Here is a 21,388-nt window from a genome sequence, read left to right as displayed (position 1 = left end):
GTCACCAGCAGGTGCCGGCCATCTCCAGTCCCTCGAGGGCTGGGTGCCGCTCGGAGCCGATCGATACCTCGAAGACGAGGCCAGGGACTAGTGGGTGATTCCGTCGATCCAGACGCAGAGACTAACCGCATCGATCCTCAAACTCGTACCCCCAAATTGGTGTACGCGGCTCCCATGCGACGGCTGGGCCCGCCCAACTGTTGCCAGGTTCTGGCGGTATGACGATCTCTCGTGCCCCCGCGCTGACTGACGGCGAACTGTGGGCGCTCGGGCCAGCGGCACCTGTGGAGCATCGGGCGATGCGGCTCGAACTCACCTGGCCGAACAAGGACAAATTCCTTCTCGCCCCCAAAGACGAGGCTGGGAAGCCGGTCTGGGTTGACCCCGATCACCCCGCCGCGTCCGAGGTCCGACTCAGCGACTTCACCGACGCAGTCGGCGAGGTCAGCGCCGACAACCCCCACACTGACAACCTGCTGTTCACCGGCGACAGCCTCGACGTATTGCGCATCCTGGCCGAGGTGCCCGAGTACGCCCGCGAATACCGCGGGAAGGTCAAGCTCGTTTACATCGACCCGCCGTTCAACACGGGCCAGGCTTTCGACCACTACGACGACTGGATGGAGCACTCCACCTGGCTGTCGTTCATGCGCGATCGTCTCCTTCTGATCAAGGAGTTGCTCGCCGCAGATGGTTCCGTCTGGGTCCACCTCGATGACGCCGAGCAGCACCGGATGCGCTGCCTGTTGGACGAGGTGTTCGGGGCGCAGAACTTCGTCGCTTCGGTTGCTTGGGAGAAAGACAAGGGGAGACGAAACGACACCGCTGTATCTGGCTCACATGACCACATCCACATCTACGCAGCAGATCGCCGGAGATGGGGACAGAGTCGCAATCTCTTGCCCCGCACCAAGGAACAGGAAGACAGATACAAGAATCCGGACGCCGACGCACGTGGTCCGTGGCTGCAAGGCGACAACGGCACCGCGAAAAGCGCCAGCGCGTCGAGCCGCTGGCCGATTGAATTGCCGTCCGGCCGGGTAGTGGTACCGCCTTCAGGCCGAGGTTGGGCCTTCGGCCCGGAGACCTTCGCGCGCGCAAGGGCAGAAGGGCGGGTTTACTTCGGTCGAAACGGCGATGGCATGCCCATCATCAAGAAGTACCTCACAGAGGTTCAAGGAGGAGTGGTCCCGCGCACGTGGTGGAGTGCGGATGAGGTCGGCCACAACCAAGAGGCCAAGCGTGACCACCTACGGAGGATGTTCCCCGATCGCCCACCTTTTTCTACGCCAAAGCCTGAGCGGCTCCTTGAACGCGTTATTCAAATCGGATCAAACCCTGGAGACATCGTCCTGGACTGCTTCGGGGGGTCGGGCACCACTGCGGCTGTGGCGCACAAGATGGGTCGCCGCTGGGTGACCTCGGAGATCGCAGCGACAACGGTCGGCGACTACACGCGACCGCGCCTCGAACTCGTGGTTAATGGTGACGAGGGCGGCGGAATCACCGAGGCTGTCGGATGGGCCGGTGGCGGGGGCTTCCGGTCGGTGTCTGTGGCCCTCTCGATGTACTCGGCCACACCCTTCGGCGTTCTCCTCGCAGGGTGGGCGACGAATGGGCGTTTTGCCCGTGCTGTAGCTGGGCAGTTGGGCTTCGACTGGGAGCCGGACGGCGCGTTCTGTGGGACGCGGGGCCGGATGCGGTTAGCCGTCTTCGATGGCGTGGTTGGGAGCGAGGAGGTCCGGCAAACTGTGGCCGCGCTTGGAGACAAGGAACGGGTCACCATTGTGGCCAAGGCCGTACTGCCCGGGGCCGATGAGGCCCTCAAACAGCTCTCGCAGGGGTCGAAGATCAGGAAGGCGCCGCGTGACCTGTTGTCGGCCGGGGCCAAGCGGGCTCGTCGCCGAACAGAGGCCGCTGAACGCGCCGTTCAGCTCCTGGTTGCGGAGGCGGCAGTCCTGTGAGCATTCCTTACGATGTGGGGCTCGTTGAGCAGATCTCGCACACCCTCGATCTTCGGGCACCTAATCAGGCGGCCCTGGACAGGTTGGCCGAGGTGTTGGACGTCGCCGTGCCCGGCCAGGAGATGGTCGCCGATCTCGCTACGGGGGTCGGGAAGACATACATCGCAGGCGGCGCGTTGGACTACCTGTACGAGTCGGGTGTTCGGAACGTCGTCATCGTGACCCCCGGGTCCACGATCCAGAAGAAGACGATCGACAACCTAACGCCAGGTCACCGCAAGTACCTGCGTGGGCTCCAGTGCAACCCCATGATCATTACGCTCGACACGATCGAACGGGGCCAGGTCGCAGCGGCTTTGGAGGACGAGAACCGTTTCAAGGTGTTCGTCTTCACCGTCCAATCGCTGCTCGGCGCCGGCAAAGGCGGTAAGGAGGCGCAACGGCGCGCCCACCGTCCGCACGAGACGCTTGGGCAGGCCGTCTACGACTACCTGACCGCCGCCGATGACCTGGTGGTCATCGCGGATGAGCACCACATCTACTACTCGGGCTCGGCGAAGAAGTTCCAGTCCGCGATCGACGACCTCAAGCCGGCGGCAATGATCGGTCTCACCGCCACTCCGCACCCCTCCACGCCAGCGGAGAAGATCGTCTTCCGGTACCGGCTCTCAGAGGCCATCGCTGACGGCTACGTAAAGATCCCGGTGCTAGTGTCCCGTAAGGACGGCATCAAGGACGCACGCACGCAGGTGGCCGACGGGCTCACGCTGCTGGACGCCAAGGCCGAGGCGATGCGTGCCTACTGTCGGCAGACCAGGAAGACCTACGTCGAACCGATCTTGTTCGTGGTCACCCAGACCATCGACGAAGCCAACGAGTACCGCGACTTACTCTCCGGGACCGACATGCTCGGCGACCCCGCCAAGGTCCTGTCGGTGAACTCCGAGGAGACCGAGGAGACTCTGCGGCTGCTCGACACCATCGAAGACCCCAAGTCTCCGATACGTGCCGTCGTGTCGGTGAACATGCTCAACGAGGGCTGGGACGTAAAAAACATCTACGTCGTTGCCTCCACCAGGGCGCTGGAGTCGGACCTGTTGTCCGAGCAGATCCTCGGCAGAGGTCTTCGACTCCCCTTTGGGGAACGCACCGGCAACCCAATGCTCGACACCGTCGAGGTCCTCTCTCACAACTCGTTTGCCGCCCTCCTCAAGCGCGCCCGGGCACTCCTGGAGGAGACCCTGGGGGAGCGTGCATCTGGGGCCACGATCGCGGTCAACCCCCAGGCCGGCAAGCAGGTTCCTGGGGTCCCTCTCACCGCCAGCGGCGATCTCCCCGAGGTCGCTTTGCCGACTAGCGGTGAGGTACAGATCTGGTTGCCCGGGCCAGCAGCCACGGACCCGGATCAGATGGGGCTCTTCGAACCAGACGAGGCCAATGCCACCGACTCGACCCAGACCCACCTGGGCATGAGCCTCGCAACTTTGGGCTCACGTGTCGCCACGGCCGAGCAGTCCACGCAGATCCTCACCCGCACCCTGCACCCACGGATGCCCGGCAAGCTTCGCATCCCGATGTTCCTACCGCGCGTCACCACCAGATGGGAACGGGACCCGTTCACCCTGAACTCCATCGACCTGACCGAGGTGGAGCTCCTCGGCAGGAAGTTCGCCGAAGACGAGGCGCCCACCTTCGTGCTCAAGCAGATCGACGCCGAGCGCGACGACGAGGGCCGCGCCAGGGTCGTCATCAGTGACGCCACATACTCCGTCGCCGCGTCTCAGGTCGCGATCCCTTACGGAGACATCGAGACTGACCTGGTGCAGCGGCTGCTCCGCACCGACGGCATCCTCATGAACTCCGTCGAGAAGAACGCTGCGCTCGCTATCGCTCGCGCCTTCATGGCCGGAGCCGACGTCACAGTGGACACGCCCTGGCGTGCCGAGCACGGCAGGCTAGCCACCGCCCGGCTCGCAGAATGGATCAACTCCAAGCAGACCTCCAGCCCTGCCCGCGAAGTCAAGGAAGTCACCCACGTGAAGTGGCCGGAGCCGCCCACCGTCATCGAGACCCGACCCCCAGCGGACCGGCACGTCATCACCAGCTCTGCAGAGTTCACCCGCAGCTACCCCTACGAAGGATGGGCGAAGTCGGTCTACGAGATCAACACCTTCGACGCCTACTCCACCGAGTTCCGCCTCGCGTCGCTGTTCGAAGCCCCTGGCGACGTGACCGCATGGATCCGAATCAACGAAACCGTGCCCCTGCGGATCCCGTACCACCTGTCCGCGATCCAGCGTCAGTACGAACCCGACTTCATCGTCGTCGACATCCAAGGAACCTATTGGATCGTTGAGGGCAAGGCCGATAGCGAGATGACCTCCAACACCGTCATTGCCAAAAGGGATGCCGCGCGCGAATGGGTCAAGACCGTCAACGCCTCAGACTCCGTCCACCACCAGTGGGCCTACCTCCTCGCCTCCGAATCCGTCATCGCCTCCGCCGCCACCTGGGCCGCACTCAAGAACGGAGGCCAGGCGTTCCAATAACCTTCACGAGCTCTTCGCGGAGATACCCCGTACTGCCGGCCACAGCGGCGAATTCGACCGCAGCACGCGCCGATGGAGGGATCATCGGACCGTGAACGCCGCCACTCCGCAGTACCTCGCTCCAGTCGCCGACGCCGTCGACGCGCTGAACCAGCTCCATCGGGCCATGCTCGGAGACCTGGATGACGAACAACATGGCTTCACGTGGTGGCGCGGCTACATCGATGACAAGAGGCTCGCGCTGATCGCCGAGTACCTGATCGCGTCAGTCGATGGGATCACAAGTTCCCTCGAAGACGCCGCCTTCCTGGTCGACGAGTTCAGCCAATACTCCTTCGCCGATACCAAGTGGACGCGCGACAGAATCAGCGCGGCTCAGCAGGCGGGCGGCGACGTGGGAGCGATCTTTCGCGCCCTGCATCGCTCGGGCCTCGATGAGAAACGAGATCGCCGCATGCGACTCGCACGGGAACACCTCTTTTACCACTTGGCCCAGGCCTTCGACCGTCTTGCAGCAGTCGTTGTTGGCGTAGGCGCACTCAGGACACAGATCCTTAAGGCTGACTGGCGGATCATCGACAGCGACGAGCAATGGAAGAAGTGCCAAGGGACCGAGAAGAACCGAGGGGCACAGTCCGCCGCGGGGCGGGAGAAACAGGACGAGTTGCGACGCTCGATCCTCGACGCCGCCTTGGTGGCGGGCCCGAGCGATTGGCTCCAATGGATCGATGGGACGCGGAACACCAGCGCTCACCGAGCACCCAAGATGCGGATGATCGCAGCAACGAAGCCAACGAAGGCTGAGCCCGTGAGATTGGTCCACCTGTTCGAGCGGCAGCCGAAGTGGTCAATGACCGAGGCGCTCGTTGGGAAGGGCCTCGGCTTCAGTTCAGTCTGGCTGATGGAGGATCCGCTCGGACTGATGCGGGGGGCGCTCGAGGCAACAGCATCTGTCGTTGAGACCGCAGTTACATCGCTAAGTGTGGTGTGGGCCGACCGCCGCAGCGATCCCCAACTGCTGGTTCAGCCCGGAGCTCAGTGGCCAACTGTCTTGGAGGAGCCTGAGCTCAACTTCTCGGGGTTCGGCCATCCGGTTCAGATTGGCCTCAAGGGCGGACAGTTCCGAGTTGCTCCAGAGCAGGGACGCAGGATGAAGGCCTCCGGCGTGTTCTCTCCGGAGCTCTGGGCGTAGGCCACCTTGCGGTTTCGTCAGTCGACTCAGGGCGTTCGTGATGACGGGTCGCGCTGCAGTCTGTGATCTGAGGTGAAGCGCGGTCGGCCGGGCTGGACTCGGGCTTCATCCCCTATCTCTCCCCGAAGACGGTCGTGTTGTCGTGTCCTGGCTGGCCAGAGCTTGGCGAGCGATCCACTTTTAATCCTTCCGGCGCGGACGCTCGGTCCGCGCGGGCGGAGGGCCGCCGCCTACCGGTGGGATCAATCTGAGGTTCTGAACGTCTCGAATCGATTGAACGCGTCGGGATCCTTGGCAATCTCTAGGAGGGCGAGTTCCCGCTTCTGTGCGAGCAACTGCATCTCCTCAGCAGTCGCCTTGTCTGAGGTTGGTGCCTGATTCAGGATGTGGAGTCGGGCGAGGTCTGTCAGCGGGCGCCCCAGGGCCTCTCGATAGTCGAACCCAAGCATCTGCATGATCGTTAGCGTCTTCTCGGTCAGAAGAGCCTCGGCGATCCGGACGAGTTCGTCGGCCTGCCCCCGGTCCTCGGAGCCGAACAGGTCTGCGATCTGCTTGACCACGGGGACGATCTCCGTGGTCACATAAGTGAGGTCTTCGTCGGACAGGCGCCGTGACTCAAGTTCTTCCCGGTAGGCCTGGGCGATCGCGATCAGGTGGCCGCGTTCTTCGACCAGCTCATTGATCACGTCCGATAGTTCGTTCACCTGCTCCGCGTGAGTGGACTTCTGCTTCGCGGCACGCACAGTGGCGAAGATGGACGCGGCGGACTTCTTGGCAGCGAGTCCGGCCAGGTCGACACCAAGTTTCGCGACGGCAGGGTCAATGTCCATGCCGAACAACCTATCGAGGGAGGCGGGCGCGTGTCCCCGGAAGACGCCCGAAACCGGGGTGTGCGTCCGGGACGCGTCCGCAGAATCAGGCGGTCGCATGTTTGGGCAGGTCAGCGGTGGTGTTACCGCCGCTCTGTAAATCCGTCGGCTTTGCCTTCGATGGTTCGAATCCTTCATCTGCCACGCCTGGGAGAACACCCCGGTGACCAGCGGAAACGTTGGCCACCGGGGTGTTTCGCTTGGGCGCGGCGTGCTCGCCAACGGTGTCCTCGCCCACCACCGACTGATGTGGTCGGCGATGGTGAACACCTTCGAGGTCCGGCCGCCAGAAACGCGTCTTGAACTGGTCTGGACGTGATTGGATGACCAGTAGTTCATCCTGCTGACCGGCTAGCCGAGCGGGGTCCTTCGACGCGGACTGGGAGGTCCCGTGACCGGGTTGGAGACACCCACCGGCTGGGTGCCGGTGGAACGCAGGTTGTTCGGAATCGATCGCCGGACACTGCTCCCGGCGGTCCTCGTGGCGGCTTTCGCGGCCCTGGCGTTCTGGGGCGTACCCGCCCTCAACGCGGCCACCGACCTCGATGACCCGGTCCGGGCCGGAGACGTGATCCAGCTGAGCGACTCGGTCACCTTCGCGCCAGCTGCCGGGTGGAACGTCGAAGCCGGCATCCGCCAGGGAGAGGCCGGCCCGACCGGCAACCCCAAGACGGCTCAGGTGGTCCACAACGGCGTCACCTTCACCGTGACCGCCGACTCCTTCGACGGCACCCCGGCCGAGCTGCTCGAGCAGATCCGGGACACCAACGACGCGGAGCATTCCGACTCGGCACTGACCATCGACGGCAAGTCGTCGACCTTCACGACGACCAGCGGCGAGCACGGCGTGATCGCCAAGTTCTCGGCGAGCTCCGGCATCGGTGTCCTCGCCGCGTTCGTGTTCGACGGCGTGGGCGTCGAGGTGACGGCGTACGGCCCGACCACCATCGACGCACCCACCCAGGCCGACATCATCGCGATGCTCGAGAGCGTCCGTCCGCTGGACGCAGCGACCGAGGCAGGCGCCGCATGAGCGCGACCACTCCATCGCAGCAGGGCCGCACTGCCGCCGTCGAGGCGCGCGCGGCCGTCATCGCCGCCTCCGGGTGGGGCAACCGCGTGTCGTGGCTCCAGCCCCGCAACGCCTGCCTCTGGGTCTACGTCGTCCTGGTCGGCTACGGGCTCTACTACACCGTCACCCTGGTGCGCGCCGAGACGCCGCTCTACGCGCCGGCGCTGGGACTGTCGGCACTCATCTTCGCCGGCTACACCATCCCGTTCTGGTGGTTCACCACCCGGATCGACCGCTACTCGCGCCAGCCGCTGAGCGTCGTCGTCGCGGCCTTCGTCTACGGCGGGTTCGCCGCCACCTGGACGATCGCGCTGCACGGCAACAGCGCGATCATCGGCCTCTACTCCAAGTGGTTCGGCGCGAGCTTCGCCCAGGACTGGGGAGCCGGCCTGGCCGCCCCGTTCTTCGAGGAGCTCGGTAAGGGCGCCGGTGTCCTCCTGCTGCTCTTCATCGCCTCGTCGGTGATCCGTACGGCGTACGACGGCTTCATCGTCGGTGCGTTCGTCGGTCTCGGGTTCGAGATCATCGAGGACACCCTCTACGCACTGAACTCCGCGCCGGACGGTTTCGGGACCGACCAGATCGGCAACAGCCTGCACACCGTGGTGCTCCGGCTGGCCACCGGATTCACGTCCCACATCGCCTACGCCGCGATCTTCGGTGCCGGCGTCGTGTTCATCGTCGGCACGGTCGCCCAGCGCCGTCGGCCGGGTCTCGGCCTCGCGCTGTGCGCGACCGCCATGGCGCTCCACTTCGTGTGGGACTCCACGGCGGCGCTGTCGGGTGGCAACGGGCTTGCCATCCTGTTCATGATGATCGGCTGCGTGGTGCTCACGCTCGTCGCCGTCGTCTCGGTCTTCCGCCTCACCGTCGGCGCGGAACGGCACGCCATGCGCACAGTGCTCACACCCGAGGTGGAGAGCGGGATCCTGACCGACGAGGAGCTGGACGCTCTCGCCGGTGACGGCTGGGCCCGGCGCCGCTACCGGCGCCACGGACACGGCCATCGTGACCGGGCCCGGCGCCACCACCGGCTCGAGGCAGGGCACGATCTCGCCGATGAGCTCGCCCGCAGCGGCGGGCATGACAGCGACCGGGTGCTGTTCGCACGTAGCGAGCTGGAACGCTTGCGTGTCCAGTGAAGGAGCACCCATGACATCTGATGCAGCTGCGCCCGCCGCGGACAACGACGAGTTCTGGCGGGAGCGGCGGGTCTGTTTCCTGACGACGAGCCGACCGGACGGCAGCCCGCACCTCGTCCCCGTGGGGGTGACGTTCGACCCGGAGTCCGGGATCGCGCGTGTCATCAGCAGTGCGGGCAGCAAGAAGGTCCGCAACGTACGCGCGGCCGGGCCCGACGGCGCGCAGGCGGCGGTCAGCCAGGTCGACGGGCGCCGGTGGTGCACGTTGGAGGGCACCGCGGTGGTCAAGGACGACGCGGAGTCGGTGGCCGAGGCCGAGCGGCGGTACGCCGAGCGCTACCGGCAGCCCCGGCCCAACCCGGAGCGCGTGGTCATCGAGATCACGGTGACCCGGGTGCTGGGCAACGTACGTCCGTCGGGCTGGTAATCGGCCCCGGTCGACCCGCTGCGCTGTGCGCCGGTTGACCGGGAACTGCGCGGCTTCCGACTAGGTCCTTCAGGCAAGGAGCCGGGCTAGTTTGAAGCTGTCGAACCACGTCACAGACGTCCTAGGCGGCGAAGCAGCAATCGGTGTTCGGCGATGAACGAGTCGGGCTCGCGGCGATCGTTTCCGTAGAAGTGTTCCGAGTCGTAGCCGTCCTTCTCGGCGAGTTTCAACTCCTTACGGATCGCGGCAAGTTGTGCTCGGCCCACGTCGCTTCCCTCATTCCGGTAGCCCGCGACGAACCGGAGTGTTGCTTCGCGACGCCTTCCGAAGACACTGCGGCGTTCACTGCTCCTCCGCTCAATGCGCACCTTGTTTCCTGGCATCGGGTTGCTGATGGTGCAGTCGAACTTTGTAAGGATTCGGCGGAGTTCCCGCCATGTGAGCAGTCGGTCTCCATGCTGGATCTGACGTGAGTGCTCCCAGATCCAGTCAGCTATTGCCTGGACCTCCCGGTCGGCGTAGTCGGACGCTCCGTGGCTAACTAGCTTGTGCTGGGCGACGAAGAGAACGTGCTTGAACAGTGCCTGTTGGTCGCAGGTCAGCAGGATTCCGTTGCGATCCAGGAGTACGAGCATGCTGACAAGGGCCGTGCGCTTGTTGCCGTTGTGGAAAGGGTGGTTGTGCACGAGGCTGTGGAGAAGTGCCGCGGCATGCCCCTCGACCGTGTCGTACTTTGCGACGTCCCCGATCCCGGTGTTCGGGCGCATGACAGCGCTACAAAGTAGATTCTCGTCCCGGACGCCGGGAGGATCGATCGGGTCTCCACTCTCCTCGAAAGCACTGACGAGTGCATGATGCACGCTGAGTATTTCGTCTACTCCAAGCATCTCGGTTACTCGATTCCGCCCAGGGAGCTGGAGTTCGAACGGCTCCGCTATCTGAGAGATAGCTATGGGTGCGGGGGTAGCTGCGAGCGGCGCGGTCAATGGCCGGTGTTGTTGCTCCGCCGCACGCATTCGCTTGAGAGCACCCGTGGGTAAAGTGCGGGCACCCGCGCTGACGGTGACGCCGAACTGCTCCTTCACGCGGCGTACGACTGTTTCTCGGTCGGAGTCCCAAAGGTTCATCCAATAAGCAAGCTGTTGCATCTCTCTCGGGGTCGCGCCACCCAACGCTCGGCGGACCTGCTTGTGGAGGACCGTTGGGATCGGTTGATCGATGTCCTCGATCTGCTCGATGCCGACGTCCCAGAGAGTCACCAAAGCAACATCGGTATCAATGCCCATCTCCTTCGCCAACGACTCGACTGTTAGCGACTTCGCCACGCTGTCCTCCGCAGACTCTTGGTTCGAGACTTGGGAGGGTTGCGCAGGGGTTGGCTCGGCGTGACCTAGCCTTAGGTTGTATACCTAATTGGGTGTACGGGCGCGGCAGTGCCACGGTGTGATAGTCGACAAGGTCGGAGCGACTGAGTCTCCCTAAGCAGTTGCCGCCGCCCCGAGTTGCTCGGCGCACTGGCCAATTTCGGACGCTGGCGTCGGGACGCTTCTTGTCAGGGTCTGTATCCGTCGGTGAGGACGAAGCGGTCGTTGATGTCCTGGACGTCGCGCCGGTTGCCGGTCGGGAACATGGTGCGGAACCGGTCGATCTGGCGGGGTGAGGCGGTGATCGGGTCGGTGAGCATGACCCACTGGACGTGCTCGGTGTAGGGCGCGGTCGTCAGGGAGCCGTCGTAGCGGTAGGACGTGTGCCGGCGGGGTAGGAGGGCGCCGACGTCGATGTGGCCGACGTGGTCGGCGGTCGCGCACTCGGAGACCAGGTGGTCGTAGAGGCGGCCGAGGGTCGGGTTGACGAGGCCCGGGCGGACCCAGACGCCGACGACGAGGGTGTGGCCTGAGGCGTCCTGGTGCACGAAGTGCATCTCGATCGGGTAGCCCCGCGCGGAGAGCAGATGCTCGCTCGGGGTGTGCCAGTGGAACTGCACCAGGCCGTACGTCACGCCGGCCATCTCGAGCGAACCGACGCCAGGCGGGAGCTCGGCGCGTACGGTCTCCTCGTCGCCCCGGACAGCGCAGCCGTCGGCCTCGTCCGCGTCCTCGCGGATGTACTTCATCGTGACGGTCGCATCGTGGGGATAGTGGACGCGCAGAGCGGGCAGGTGCTCCTGCTGGGTGCCGCCGCGGTAGATGCGGATGGGACTCTGGTGCGGTGGGCCGGCGGAGGTCGCGGAAGCGCCCGCTGCGAGGACAGAGGGGTGAGCCCTGCGACGGCGACGGCTCCCTGGAGCAGGGCGCGACGGTTCAGCCCGACGGTGGTGCGCAACATGGAGATCTCCCGAGATCTACCGGGTCGAGGTGACCCGTGGACCGCAATACGTACCACGAATTGCGGTCGGCGGCGTCGGATCCGCGACCTAGAGTCGTCATGACGCGAGAGGAGAATTCGATGAGCGTCCAGCTGAACCATACGATCGTTCACGCCTCCGACCGGGACGCGATGGCGACCCATCTGACCGAGATCCTCGGACTTCCGGAGGCCCAGGTCTTCGGCCCGTTTCGGGTCGTCGAGCTCACCAACCAGGTCAGCCTCGACGTGGTGGAGGACCAGGGCTTCCGGCCGCAGCACTACGCGTTCAAGGTCTCCGAGACCGAGTTCGACGAGATCTTCGGGCGGATCAAGGAGCGCGGCATCACCTACTGGGCCGACCCCTTCCACCGGCGGGAGGGCCAGATCAACCACAACGACGGCGGTCGCGGCGTCTACTGGGAGAGCCCCGACGGGCACAACCTCGAGATCATCACGGTGCCGTACGGCGGCTGACCGCCGACGAAGCTCAGGCCAGGTCGGCGGCGAGCTGCTTGCCGGCCTCGGTGAGCAGCGGGACGGCGCGCTCGATGAGCTCGTCGCTCATCCGGCCGGTGGGGCCGCTGATCGACATCGCCAGGCGCGGGGCGTAGTCGGGGACGGCGACGGCCACGCAGCGTACGCCTGCCTCCTGCTCGCCCTCGTCGATGGCGTAGCGGCGCTCGCGGACCTGCTCGAGCTGGTCGAGGTAGTCGTCGCGCGAGGTGATCGTGGTGGAGGTGTAGGGGACCATGTCGGTGCGCCGGAGGATGTCGCGGACCTGGTCAGGCGCCATGTCGGCGAGGATCGCCTTGCCGACGGCGGTGCAGTGCGGGGACACCCGGCGGCCGACCTCGGTGAACATCCGCATCGACTGACGCGACTCGGTGTGGGCGACGTAGACGATCTGGTCGCCGTCGAGCATCGCCAGGTTGGCCGACTCGCCGACCTCGTCGACGAGCCGGGCGAGGTGGGGGCGGGCCCAGGTGCTGAGCATGCGCGAGGAGCTCTCGCCGAGCCGGATCAGCTTCGGGCCGAGGACGTACTGCCGGTTGGCCTCCTGGCGGAGGTAGCCCAGGTCGACGAGGGTGCGGACCAGCCGGTGGATGGTCGGCAGCGGCAGGCCGGAAGCCGCGGCGAGCTGGGAGAGTCCCATGGTCCCGCCAGCGTCGGCCATCGTCTCCAGCAGCGCGAAGGCTCGCTCGATCGACTGCACGGCCCCCGTGCGTGCCTTCGGCGCCTTCTCGTTCTCGCTCACCTGAACTCCTTAGTTCTTCCGGGCTGTTCTTCCGGATGACGGAAGTCTAGCGTCGTCTAGAGGAAACCCGGCTGGTTGCGTCCCTTGTCTGACGGGATTAATATCCGCAATGCGGAAAGAAGAATCCATTCAAAGGAAAACACTAACCCTGGGAGGGTGGAGCTCGTGAACATTCAGATCACCGGTGGCGAGGTCGAGCGAGGAACCGAGATCCTCACCCCGGAGGCCCTCGAGTTCGTCGCTGAACTGCAGCGACGGTTCGGGGCCCGCCGTGACGAGCTCCTGGCCGCCCGCAGGACCCGCCGCGAGGAGGTTGCGCGCACCGGTCGGCTCGATTTCCTGCCGGAGACGGCCGATGTACGCGCCGGCGACTGGACCGTCGCGCCCGTGCCCGAGGACCTCCAGGACCGCCGCGTCGAGATCACCGGCCCGACCGACCGGAAGATGACGATCAACGCCCTCAACTCCGGGGCGCGGGTCTGGCTGGCCGACATGGAGGACGCCAGCACCCCGCACTGGAGCAACGTGGTCGGCGGTCAGGTGAACCTGTACGACGCCGTGCGGAGGCAGATCTCGGCGATGTCCCCGCAGGGCAAGCTCTACGAGCTCAAGCAGGACCAGCGGCTGGCCACGATCGTGATGCGCCCGCGGGGCTGGCACTTCGACGACCAGCACGTCGTGGTCGACGGCAAGCCGGTCGTCGGCGCCCTGGTCGACTTCGGTCTCTACTTCTTCCACAACGCTCGCGAGCTGGTGGAGCGGGGCAGCGGGCCGTACTTCTATCTCCCCAAGATGGAGAGCCACCTCGAGGCGCGGCTGTGGAACGACGTGTTCACGTTTGCCCAGGCCGAGCTCGGGATCCCGCACGGCACCGTGCGCGCGACCGTCCTCATCGAGACCATCCCGGCCGCGTTCGAGATGGACGAGATCCTCTACGAGCTGCGCGACCACGCCTCGGGGCTCAACGCCGGCCGCTGGGACTACCTGTTCAGCCTGATCAAGTACTTCCGAGACGCCGGGCCATCGTTCGTGCTCCCGGACCGTGCCACGGTCGGGATGAAGTCGCCGTTCATGCGTGCGTACGCCCAGCTGCTGGTGAAGACCTGCCACCGGCGCAACGCGCACGCGATCGGCGGTATGGCCGCCTTCATCCCAAGTCGCCGGGACCAGGAGGTCAACGCCATCGCCTTCGCCAAGGTCCGCGAGGACAAGGAGCGCGAGGCCGGCGACGGCTTCGACGGGTCCTGGGTGGCGCACCCCGACCTGGTGCCGATCTGCCGGGAGATCTTCGACTCCGTTCTCGGGGATCGACCGAACCAGGTCGATCGGCAGCGCGACGACGTCTCGGTCGCCGCTGAGGACCTGCTCGACGTCGCCTCCGCGGATGGCGCGATCACCCTCGCCGGCCTGCGCGACAACGTCGAGGTCTCGCTGGTCTACCTCGACGCCTGGCTCCGTGGTGCCGGTGCCGTCGCCATCCACAACCTGATGGAGGACGCGGCCACGGTCGAGATCTCGCGCTCGCAGATCTGGCAGTGGATCCACAACGAGTCGAAGCTCGATGACGGGACGCAGGTGACCGCGGAGCTCGTACGCCAGGTCCTGGACGAGGAGATGGCGAAGCTGCTCGCCGCGGCCGACGGGATCGAGCACCGCCTGGAGCAGGCGCGCACCATCTTCGAGGAGGTCGCGCTCGCCGACGACTACGTCGACTTCCTGACCCTGCCGGCCTATGAGCAGGTGGTCGGGGCATGAGCTATCTCGAGGAGATCCTCGGGCGAATCGATCGTGAGCTCGCCGATGCCGATGCGGCCCTGACCGCGAGCTATCCGGGGGACCGTGGCGTACGGCAGCCGGTGCACACGGTCTACGTGCCGGGCGACCGCTACGACGAGAAGACGGTGGCGCAGTGGTCCGCCGAGGCCGGTCAGGTACTGGCTGAGCATGCGGCATCGATGGCCGACGTGGACGCGGAGGTCCTTGACCGGGTGCGGGCCAAGCTGGCCGCCGAGCCCATCGAGGACCTGCGGATCGACTTCGAGGACGGCTACGGGAACCGGCCGGACGAGGACGAGGACGCCGCGGTGGTCGCCGCCGGCGCGGTGCTCGCCGCCACCGTTCAGGATGGCTCCGCGCCGCCGTTCCACGGCATCCGAATCAAGTCCTTCGAGGCGCCGACGCGACACCGCGGGCTGCGTACGCTGGACCTGTTCCTGGGCGAGCTCGCCCGGGCCGGCGGTCTGGGTGACGGGTTCGTGATCACGCTGCCCAAGGTGACCTCGGTCGAGCAGGTCACTGCCATGGTGACCGCGCTGGACGCGCTCGAGGCCGCCCACGGGATCGAGGCCGGGAGCCTGCGGTTCGAGATCCAGGTCGAGACGCCGCAGGCGATCCTCGGCTCCGACGGCACCGCGCTGATCGCGCGGATGATCGCCGCCGGGTCCGGTCGGGTCACGGGTCTGCACTACGGGACCTACGACTACTCCGCCTCGCTCGGGGTCGCGGCGGCCTTCCAGAGCATGGAGCACCCGGTCGCCGACCACGCCAAGGACGTGATGCAGGTGGCGGCCGCCGGCACCGGCGTCTTCGTCTCGGACGGCTCGACCAACGTGCTCCCGGTCGGGGACCCCGATGCGGTGCGCGCGGCGTGGCGGCTCCACTCGCGTCTGGTGAGCCGGTCACTGGCCCGTGGGATCTACCAGGGCTGGGACCTGCACCCGGCCCAGCTGCCGAGTCGCTACCTGGCGACGTACGCGTTCTTCCGAGACGGGCTCGAGGTCGCCTCGGCCCGGCTGCGGGCGTACGTCCACGGTGGCGACTCCAGCTATCTCGACGAGCCCGCCACTGCTGCCGCGCTCGCCGCGTTCGTGCTGCGCGGGGTGGAGTGCGGGGCGGTCGCGGCCGACGAGGTCGAGAGCTTGGCCGGGATCGACCTGGCCAAGCTGGCCGAGCTCGCGCGGCGGCGGATCGCCGCCTGAGCATGACGATCGCGCGGCGGCAGGCTGGGTAGCCTGCCGCCATGCGCGTCGAAGCCGAGTTCACCACCGAACCGTTCCGTGGCGAGGGTGAGCCGCCCGAGCACGCGACGGCGGCGCTCGAGGCCGCTCGTGAGGCCGGTCTGGAGTGCGACTTCGGGCCGCTGGGCACCTCGGTGCGCGGCGAGCGGGAGGCGGTGCTGGCGACCCTGGCCTCGGTGGTCGCCGCGGGTCTCGACCATGGCGCCGACCAGATCACCTTCCAGGTGCGCGTCGAAGGACACAGCGCGCCGCGGCGTACGGCCGGCGGGTTGGAGGGGCTCCTCGCCGACGTCGCGGAGGAGCTCGGAGGCGACCTGCGGACGTTGGACCGGCAGGGCAAGCAGCGCGCGGTGCGGCTGCTCGAGGAGCGCGGCGCCTTCGACTACCGCAAGAGCGCCGAGATCGTGGCCGGGGCGCTCGGGGTCACCCGGTTCACCGTCTACAACTACCTGAACCGCGAACGCGAGTAGTCCCCAAGGCGTTTTCAACAAACTGTTGACTGTGATGAGCGACACATGCAATCGTTGTTGCTGTACGGAAATTAGTTTCCGCATAGCGAGAGAGAACGGTTCATGGATCTCCAGAGCTTCAACACCTCACCGGCGGATGTCGTACGCCCTGTGCTGCAGGCCTGCTGCGACGCGCCGAGCTGGGTCGCCGCCGTACTGGCCGGCCGCCCCTACGCCGACGAGGCCGACGTCGCCCGCGCTGCCGACCTGGCCGCCCGCCGGTTCACCGCGGCCGACATCGACCAGGCGCTGGCCGCTCACCCGCGGATCGGGGAGCGCGCCGAGGGCGAGCACGCCGAGGCCGCCTGGTCGCGGCGCGAGCAGGCCGCGGTCGGCACCGACCAGGCCACCGCACATGCCCTCGCCGAGGGCAACCGCGCCTACGAGGAGCGCTTCGGCCGGGTCTTCCTGATCTGCGCCACGGGTCTCTCGGCCGACCAGGTGCTCGGCGCCCTCCGCGAGAGGCTGGGTCACGAGCGCGACGAGGAGGCGGCGGTGGTCGCCGACGAGCTGCGCCGGATCGCGCTGCTCCGCCTCGAGCGGGTCCTGGACGCCGAGGTCTCGGCATGAACAGCGCCATCACCACCCACGTGCTCGACACCGCGCTCGGCCGCCCGGCCGCCGGTGTCCCGGTCCGGCTCAGCCGGATCGACGCCAACGAGTCGTCCGTCGTCCTCGCCGACGCCGTCACCGACGGTGACGGCCGGGTGGCCGACCTGGGACCCGATCAGGTCCCGGCCGGCACCTATCAGCTCCGGTTCGGCACCGCCGCCTACTACGCGGCGACCGGTCAGGAGTGCTTCTACCCGCAGGTCTCCGTCACCTTCGCGGTCACCGACCGGCGGCACCACCACGTGCCACTTCTGCTGAGTCCGTTCGCCTACTCCACCTACCGAGGGAGCTGACATGCCCATCCGCCTTGGCCCGAACCAGTACGGCAAAGCCGAGAACCGCGTCGTACGCATCTACCGCGACACGCCTCGTCACCAGATCCGGGACCTCAACGTCTCGACCTCGCTGCGCGGCAGCTTCGACGACGCCCACACCAGCGGCGACCAGAAGGACGTACTGCCCACCGACACCCAGAAGAACACCGTCTTCGCCTACGCGAAGAAGATCGGTGTCGCCTCGATCGAGGAGTTCGCGCTCGCCCTCGCCGACCGCTACCTCGAGGCCTGCCCAGCCGCCGAGGGCGCCCGGGTAGAGATCGACGAGTACGCCTGGGACCGGATCCAGGTCGACGGCGCGGGTCACGACCACTCCTTCGTCCGCTCGGGTGGCGGCGTACGGACCACCGTGGTGAACGTCGACGGCCGTGGGTCGGATCGGGTGGCGCACGTCGTCTCCGGCATCAAGGACCTGGTCGTGCTCAAGTCGACCGGCTCGGAGTTCCACGGCTTCCTCAAGGACGAGTACACGACCCTGCAGGAGACCACCGACCGGATCCTGGCGACCTCGCTCGTCGCCCGCTGGCGCTATGACGGCACGGACGTGGACTGGGACAAGTCGTACGACTCGATCCGGGCGCTGCTGCTGCAGCGGTTCGCGGAGATCCACAGCCTCGCGCTGCAGCAGACCCTGAACGGGATGGGCACCTCGGTGCTCGAGCAGCACGGTGACGTCGCCGAGATCAAGTTCTCCGCGCCCAACAAGCACCACTTCCTCTCCGACCTCTCGCCCTTCGGCCTGGACAACCCCGGCGAGGTCTTCTTCGCCGCGGACCGGCCCTACGGCCTGATCGAAGCCTCGGTCGTACGCGACGAGGCCCCCGACGCCGGCAACGCCTGGCACGCCATCCCCGGATTCTGCTGAGGGCCGGGCCATGTTCGGTCGTAGGAGACAGACAACCGCATCCGGCCCGACCCGACCTGAGGACGAGCGGCATCCGCCGGGTCAGCTCCTCGCCTACGGCACGCAGCACATCCTGACGATGTACGGCGGCGTGATCGCGCCGCCGCTCATCGTCGGGGGTGCCGCGGGCCTCTCCGGCACGGACCTGGCGCTGCTGGTGACCGCGGGCCTCTTCGTCTCCGGCCTCGCGACGCTGCTGCAGACGCTCGGCCTCGGACCGTTCGGCAGCCGGTTGCCGATCGTGCAGGGCATCTCGTTCGCCAGCGTGTCGACGATGGTCACCATCGCCAGCGAGGACGGGCTGCGTCCAGTCTTCGGCGCGATCATCGTCGCCGGCCTGATCGGGCTGGTCCTGTCCTCGTTCTTCGCCCAGCTGGTCCGGCTGTTCCCGGCCGTCGTCACCGGCACGATCATCACGGTCATCGGCCTCTCGCTGATGCCGGTGGCGTTCCGCTGGGCGATGGGCAACGACGCGACCGCGCCGGACTACGGCTCGATGACCAACATCGCGTACGCCGGGCTGACTCTGCTCATCATCCTGGTGATCAGCCGGGTGTTCCAGGGAGCGATCTCACGGCTGTCGATCCTCATCGGGCTCGTCGTCGGGACGGTGATCGCGGCGATCGCGGGGCAGGCGGACTTCTCCTCGGTCGGTGATGCTCGCCTGGTCGCGCTGCCGCCGGTCCTGCACTTCGGCAGTCCCACCTTCGAGGTCGGCGCCATCGTCTCGATGACGATCGTCGTGCTGGTGATCATGACCGAGACGACCGCCGACATCCTGGCGATCGGCGAGATCGTGGAGACCGACGTGGACGCCCGACGGGTCGCTCGCGGTCTCCGTGCCGACATGGCCGCCACCACGGTCGCCCCCTTGTTCGGCACCTTCCCGTGCAGCGCGTTCGCACAGAACGTCGGGCTGGTCGCTCTGACCGGCATCCGGAGCCGGTACGTGGTGGCGACTGGCGGTCTCGTCCTGCTGTTGCTCGGTCTGCTGCCGGTGGTCGGAGCGGTGGTGGCTGCTATTCCCTATCCGGTGCTGGGCGGCGCCGGCATCGTGCTCTTCGGCTCGGTCGCCGCCTCCGGGATCCGCACCCTGTCGCGCGTCGACTACGAGGACAACCTCAACATGGTGATCGTCTCCGTCGCGATCGCCGTCGGCATCCTGCCCATCGCCGCACCGACCTTCTGGGACGCCTTCCCGGAGTGGCTCGGCGTCATCATGCACTCCGGCATCAGCGCCACCGCCTTGGTCGCCGTCGTGCTCAACCTGCTGTTCAACGAGATCACCGTCGGCAACCGCTCCGGCGCCTCGGTCTTCGCGGCGTCCCAGGACTCTCGTGAGGGCTTCGGGGACCGGCTCGACGACGACATCGAGCGGTCGTGACCGGCTGAGGATTGCCGTACGAAAGGCCGAGTCGGCTCGTCCTCACCCCAAATCAGGCCGAGTCGGCTCGTCATGACGAGCCGACTCGGCCTGATTCTGCGTCAGGATGCGCCGACTCGGCGTTGGGAGAAGCGGCGGGCGCTCGGGGCGTCGGCCGAGACATCAGCCCGGTCGGTCGAGGCGTCAGTCCGGTCGTTCGAGTTGGCATCACGATGACAACTCGAACGACCAAAGTGACGCTTCGGGCGACGTACGTGACGTCTCGGCAGGGGTCGGTCAACGAACTGTGGCCTGCAGTGGGTCCACGACTGCCGAGACGTCACTCGCGTCGGTCGAGTTGACATCGCATTGACTACTCGGCCGACCGGGGTGACGCCTCGGCCGACGGGGGTGACGCCTCGGCCGACGGGGGTGACGCCTCGCCTAACTGTGCTGAGTCGGCTCGTCATAACGAGCCGACTCGGCCGGATTTCACGTCAAGATGCGCCGACTCGGCCCCTTGCGGGGTCAGCCGACGAGGTGCGGGTCGGGGGCGGTGATGGGGTCGCCTTCGATCCAGACGCGGTGCACGTCGGCGGGGGTGCCTAGGGCGAACATCTTGGCCAGGGCGTCGCCGGGGTCGGTGGCGTGGGTGAGGCCGACGTCGAGGGGTGTGCTCGGGGCGGGCTTGATCCACTGCGCGTCGAAGCGGCGGCCTACGGAGAAGTCGCCTACGGCGGAGCCGAGGCCGAGGGCTTCGGCGCCGGCGCGGGTGGCCAGGTGGAGGAGGTGGGTGGGGGTCAAGGGGTGACCGGCCTCGCCGAGGAGCTGCTGGGCGACGTACGCGCTCAGGCCCTCCTTGAGCAGGGAGAACCCGGTCCCGGCGCCGACGTCGGAGCCCATCGCGACGCGCACCCCGTTGGCGCGGTGGCGGGCGAGCGGGAAGAGGCCGCTGCCGAGGGCGGCGTTGCTGGAGGGGCAATGTGCGACGGCGGCTCCGCGCGCGGCCAACAGTGCGAGCTCGGGGTCGGTGGGGTGCACGTTGTGCGCCAGGACGGTGCCGGGGCCGACCAGGCCGTGGCGGTCGTAGGAGGTCACGTAGTCGCAGCCGAAGAGCGCCTCGACGGTCTCGATCTCACGGATGTTCTCGTTGACGTGGGAGGTCAGCATCGCCCCGGGCACGGTCTGCAGCACGTCCGCGCAGGCCGCGAGCAGGTCGTCGGTGCACGACAACGAGAACCGCGGGGTCACGGCGTAGCGGGCTCGGCCGACGCCATGCCAGCGGGCGGCGAGCGCGAGCGACTCCTCGCGGGCCCGGTCCGGGTCGGTGAACAGGTCCTCGCGGATGAGCCGGTCGCTGACCACGAGGCCGCTGGTGATCCGCAGCCCGACGCGGGCCGCCTCGGCGAAGACGGTGTCGACCGCGGGTGCGAAGTGGCTGCCGAAGACCAGCGCGGTGGTGGTGCCGGCGCCGACCAGGCCGCGGACGAAGTCGGTGGCGACACCCTCGGCGTAGGCCCGGTCGGCCAGGCGTGCCTCCTCGGGCAGCGCGGTCCGGTCGAGCCAGTCGAGCAGCGGCATGCCGAGGCCGCCGATGACGCGTACCTGCGGGAAGTGCACGTGGGTGTCGACGAATCCGGGCAGCACGAAGCCGCCGGAGAGGTCGACGATGTCCTCCTGGGGGTGCTGACGGTGCAGGTCGGCGAAGGATCCGCGGGCGCGGATCACGCCGTCGCGTACGAGCAGCGCGCCGTCCTGCTCCGTGCGGAGCCGGCCGCCGGTGAAGGGGTCGTCGGGGGTGTCGAGGAAGGTCCCTCGGAAGAGCGTCATTC

At 67.1% G+C, this 21,388-nt stretch carries 19 protein-coding genes; 14 read left to right on the top strand and 5 right to left on the bottom strand.

Annotation, left to right across the window (positions count from 1 at the left end):
- Window positions 1-299: 299 nt before the first annotated feature.
- The 3 genes from BLT25_RS05415 to BLT25_RS05405 all read left to right on the top strand — a co-directional run bounded on the left by BLT25_RS05415 (window position 300) and on the right by BLT25_RS05405 (window position 5,705).
- Window positions 300-1,964, top strand: a complete 1,665-nt coding sequence (locus tag BLT25_RS05415) for a site-specific DNA-methyltransferase (RefSeq protein WP_091042953.1) — start codon at window positions 300-302, stop codon at window positions 1,962-1,964.
- On the top strand, window positions 1,961-4,513 hold the full coding sequence (locus BLT25_RS05410; RefSeq protein ID WP_091042951.1) for a DEAD/DEAH box helicase: 2,553 nt from the start codon (window positions 1,961-1,963) through the stop codon (window positions 4,511-4,513). Before BLT25_RS05415 ends, BLT25_RS05410 begins: the two co-directional genes overlap by 4 nt.
- 91 nt (window positions 4,514-4,604) lie before the next feature.
- The gene (locus BLT25_RS05405) at window positions 4,605-5,705 is read left to right on the top strand and encodes a hypothetical protein (RefSeq protein WP_091042949.1); all 1,101 of its coding nucleotides are present in this window, start codon (window positions 4,605-4,607) and stop codon (window positions 5,703-5,705) included.
- Window positions 5,706-5,947: 242 nt separating this feature from the next.
- On the opposite strand, the gene BLT25_RS05400 is transcribed toward BLT25_RS05405, so the two are convergent.
- Window positions 5,948-6,535: a hypothetical protein gene (locus BLT25_RS05400; RefSeq protein WP_091042946.1), complete on the bottom strand. Its 588-nt coding sequence runs from the start codon at window positions 6,533-6,535 to the stop codon at window positions 5,948-5,950.
- Between the two features lie 430 nt (window positions 6,536-6,965).
- Between BLT25_RS05400 and BLT25_RS05395 the strand changes: the two genes are divergently transcribed.
- From BLT25_RS05395 to BLT25_RS05385, 3 genes are read left to right on the top strand one after another with little or no spacing between them, the layout of a single operon-like run.
- Window positions 6,966-7,607 (top strand): hypothetical protein, encoded by a 642-nt coding sequence (locus BLT25_RS05395; RefSeq protein ID WP_218131249.1) that lies wholly within the window; start codon window positions 6,966-6,968, stop codon window positions 7,605-7,607.
- Entirely contained in the window at window positions 7,604-8,788 is a 1,185-nt protein-coding gene (locus BLT25_RS05390; RefSeq protein WP_091042941.1) for a PrsW family intramembrane metalloprotease, read from the top strand. The genes BLT25_RS05395 and BLT25_RS05390 overlap by 4 nt, the downstream gene beginning before the upstream one ends.
- 10 nt (window positions 8,789-8,798) lie before the next feature.
- On the top strand, window positions 8,799-9,215 hold the full coding sequence (locus BLT25_RS05385; protein ID WP_091042939.1) for a PPOX class F420-dependent oxidoreductase: 417 nt from the start codon (window positions 8,799-8,801) through the stop codon (window positions 9,213-9,215).
- A 110-nt stretch (window positions 9,216-9,325) separates the two neighbouring features.
- Here BLT25_RS05385 and BLT25_RS05380 read toward each other — a convergent pair whose 3' ends face one another.
- On the bottom strand, window positions 9,326-10,540 hold the full coding sequence (locus BLT25_RS05380; protein ID WP_091042937.1) for a type II toxin-antitoxin system death-on-curing family toxin: 1,215 nt from the start codon (window positions 10,538-10,540) through the stop codon (window positions 9,326-9,328).
- A gap of 227 nt (window positions 10,541-10,767) precedes the next feature.
- A complete protein-coding gene (locus BLT25_RS05375) occupies window positions 10,768-11,556 on the bottom strand; it encodes a carbonic anhydrase family protein (RefSeq protein WP_091042935.1) in 789 nt (262 codons plus the stop codon).
- Window positions 11,557-11,660: 104 nt separating this feature from the next.
- On the opposite strand from BLT25_RS05375, the gene BLT25_RS05370 reads away from it, so the two are divergent.
- Window positions 11,661-12,035, top strand: a complete 375-nt coding sequence (locus BLT25_RS05370; protein WP_091042933.1) for a VOC family protein — start codon at window positions 11,661-11,663, stop codon at window positions 12,033-12,035.
- A 13-nt stretch (window positions 12,036-12,048) separates the two neighbouring features.
- Here BLT25_RS05370 and BLT25_RS05365 read toward each other — a convergent pair whose 3' ends face one another.
- On the bottom strand, window positions 12,049-12,816 hold the full coding sequence (locus tag BLT25_RS05365) for an IclR family transcriptional regulator (RefSeq protein ID WP_091042930.1): 768 nt from the start codon (window positions 12,814-12,816) through the stop codon (window positions 12,049-12,051).
- Window positions 12,817-12,981: 165 nt separating this feature from the next.
- On the opposite strand from BLT25_RS05365, the gene aceB reads away from it, so the two are divergent.
- The 7 genes from aceB (at window position 12,982) to BLT25_RS05330 (ending at window position 19,577) form a co-directional block, all read left to right on the top strand.
- Window positions 12,982-14,571: a malate synthase A gene (gene aceB, locus BLT25_RS05360; protein ID WP_176883642.1), complete on the top strand. Its 1,590-nt coding sequence runs from the start codon at window positions 12,982-12,984 to the stop codon at window positions 14,569-14,571.
- Window positions 14,568-15,794 (top strand): DUF6986 family protein, encoded by a 1,227-nt coding sequence (locus tag BLT25_RS05355; RefSeq protein ID WP_091042925.1) that lies wholly within the window; start codon window positions 14,568-14,570, stop codon window positions 15,792-15,794. Before aceB ends, BLT25_RS05355 begins: the two co-directional genes overlap by 4 nt.
- Before the next feature lie 41 nt (window positions 15,795-15,835).
- The gene (locus tag BLT25_RS05350) at window positions 15,836-16,303 is read left to right on the top strand and encodes a helix-turn-helix domain-containing protein (RefSeq protein WP_091042924.1); all 468 of its coding nucleotides are present in this window, start codon (window positions 15,836-15,838) and stop codon (window positions 16,301-16,303) included.
- Between the two features lie 102 nt (window positions 16,304-16,405).
- Entirely contained in the window at window positions 16,406-16,912 is a 507-nt protein-coding gene (uraD, locus tag BLT25_RS05345; RefSeq protein WP_091042923.1) for a 2-oxo-4-hydroxy-4-carboxy-5-ureidoimidazoline decarboxylase, read from the top strand.
- Complete coding sequence (uraH, locus tag BLT25_RS05340) at window positions 16,909-17,247, top strand: hydroxyisourate hydrolase (RefSeq protein ID WP_091042921.1); 339 nt, start codon at window positions 16,909-16,911, stop codon at window positions 17,245-17,247. Before uraD ends, uraH begins: the two co-directional genes overlap by 4 nt.
- Window position 17,248: 1 nt before the next feature.
- Window positions 17,249-18,154 carry a factor-independent urate hydroxylase gene (gene pucL, locus BLT25_RS05335; RefSeq protein ID WP_091042919.1) on the top strand — a complete coding sequence of 302 codons (906 nt, stop codon included), beginning with the start codon at window positions 17,249-17,251 and terminating at the stop codon, window positions 18,152-18,154.
- A 10-nt stretch (window positions 18,155-18,164) separates the two neighbouring features.
- Window positions 18,165-19,577: a nucleobase:cation symporter-2 family protein gene (locus BLT25_RS05330; RefSeq protein WP_091042917.1), complete on the top strand. Its 1,413-nt coding sequence runs from the start codon at window positions 18,165-18,167 to the stop codon at window positions 19,575-19,577.
- A 507-nt stretch (window positions 19,578-20,084) separates the two neighbouring features.
- On the opposite strand, the gene BLT25_RS05325 is transcribed toward BLT25_RS05330, so the two are convergent.
- Entirely contained in the window at window positions 20,085-21,386 is a 1,302-nt protein-coding gene (locus tag BLT25_RS05325) for a guanine deaminase (protein ID WP_091042915.1), read from the bottom strand.
- Between the last annotated feature and the right edge of the window lie 2 nt (window positions 21,387-21,388).

It is taken from the genome of Nocardioides sp. YR527 (genome assembly GCF_900101045.1).
Classification (GTDB): domain Bacteria; phylum Actinomycetota; class Actinomycetes; order Propionibacteriales; family Nocardioidaceae; genus Nocardioides.
Note: the sequence above shows the minus strand (reverse complement) of the source record. Positions and strands in the feature narration are given on the sequence as shown.

Excerpts from the sequence above, each read along its gene's own strand:
- BLT25_RS05400 (WP_091042946.1), bottom strand. The coding sequence starts at position 6,535 with ATGGACATTGACCCTGCCGTCGCGAAACTTGGTGTCGACCTGGCCGGA.
- BLT25_RS05415 (WP_091042953.1), top strand. The coding sequence starts at position 300 with ATGCGGCTCGAACTCACCTGGCCGAACAAGGACAAATTCCTTCTCGCC.
- BLT25_RS05330 (WP_091042917.1), top strand. The coding sequence starts at position 18,165 with ATGTTCGGTCGTAGGAGACAGACAACCGCATCCGGCCCGACCCGACCT.
- BLT25_RS05390 (WP_091042941.1), top strand. The coding sequence starts at position 7,604 with ATGAGCGCGACCACTCCATCGCAGCAGGGCCGCACTGCCGCCGTCGAG.
- BLT25_RS05385 (WP_091042939.1), top strand. The coding sequence starts at position 8,799 with ATGACATCTGATGCAGCTGCGCCCGCCGCGGACAACGACGAGTTCTGG.
- BLT25_RS05370 (WP_091042933.1), top strand. The coding sequence starts at position 11,661 with ATGAGCGTCCAGCTGAACCATACGATCGTTCACGCCTCCGACCGGGAC.
- uraH (WP_091042921.1), top strand. The coding sequence starts at position 16,909 with ATGAACAGCGCCATCACCACCCACGTGCTCGACACCGCGCTCGGCCGC.
- BLT25_RS05325 (WP_091042915.1), bottom strand. The coding sequence starts at position 21,386 with ATGACGCTCTTCCGAGGGACCTTCCTCGACACCCCCGACGACCCCTTC.
- uraD (WP_091042923.1), top strand. The coding sequence starts at position 16,406 with ATGGATCTCCAGAGCTTCAACACCTCACCGGCGGATGTCGTACGCCCT.
- pucL (WP_091042919.1), top strand. The coding sequence starts at position 17,249 with ATGCCCATCCGCCTTGGCCCGAACCAGTACGGCAAAGCCGAGAACCGC.
- BLT25_RS05355 (WP_091042925.1), top strand. The coding sequence starts at position 14,568 with ATGAGCTATCTCGAGGAGATCCTCGGGCGAATCGATCGTGAGCTCGCC.
- BLT25_RS05350 (WP_091042924.1), top strand. The coding sequence starts at position 15,836 with ATGCGCGTCGAAGCCGAGTTCACCACCGAACCGTTCCGTGGCGAGGGT.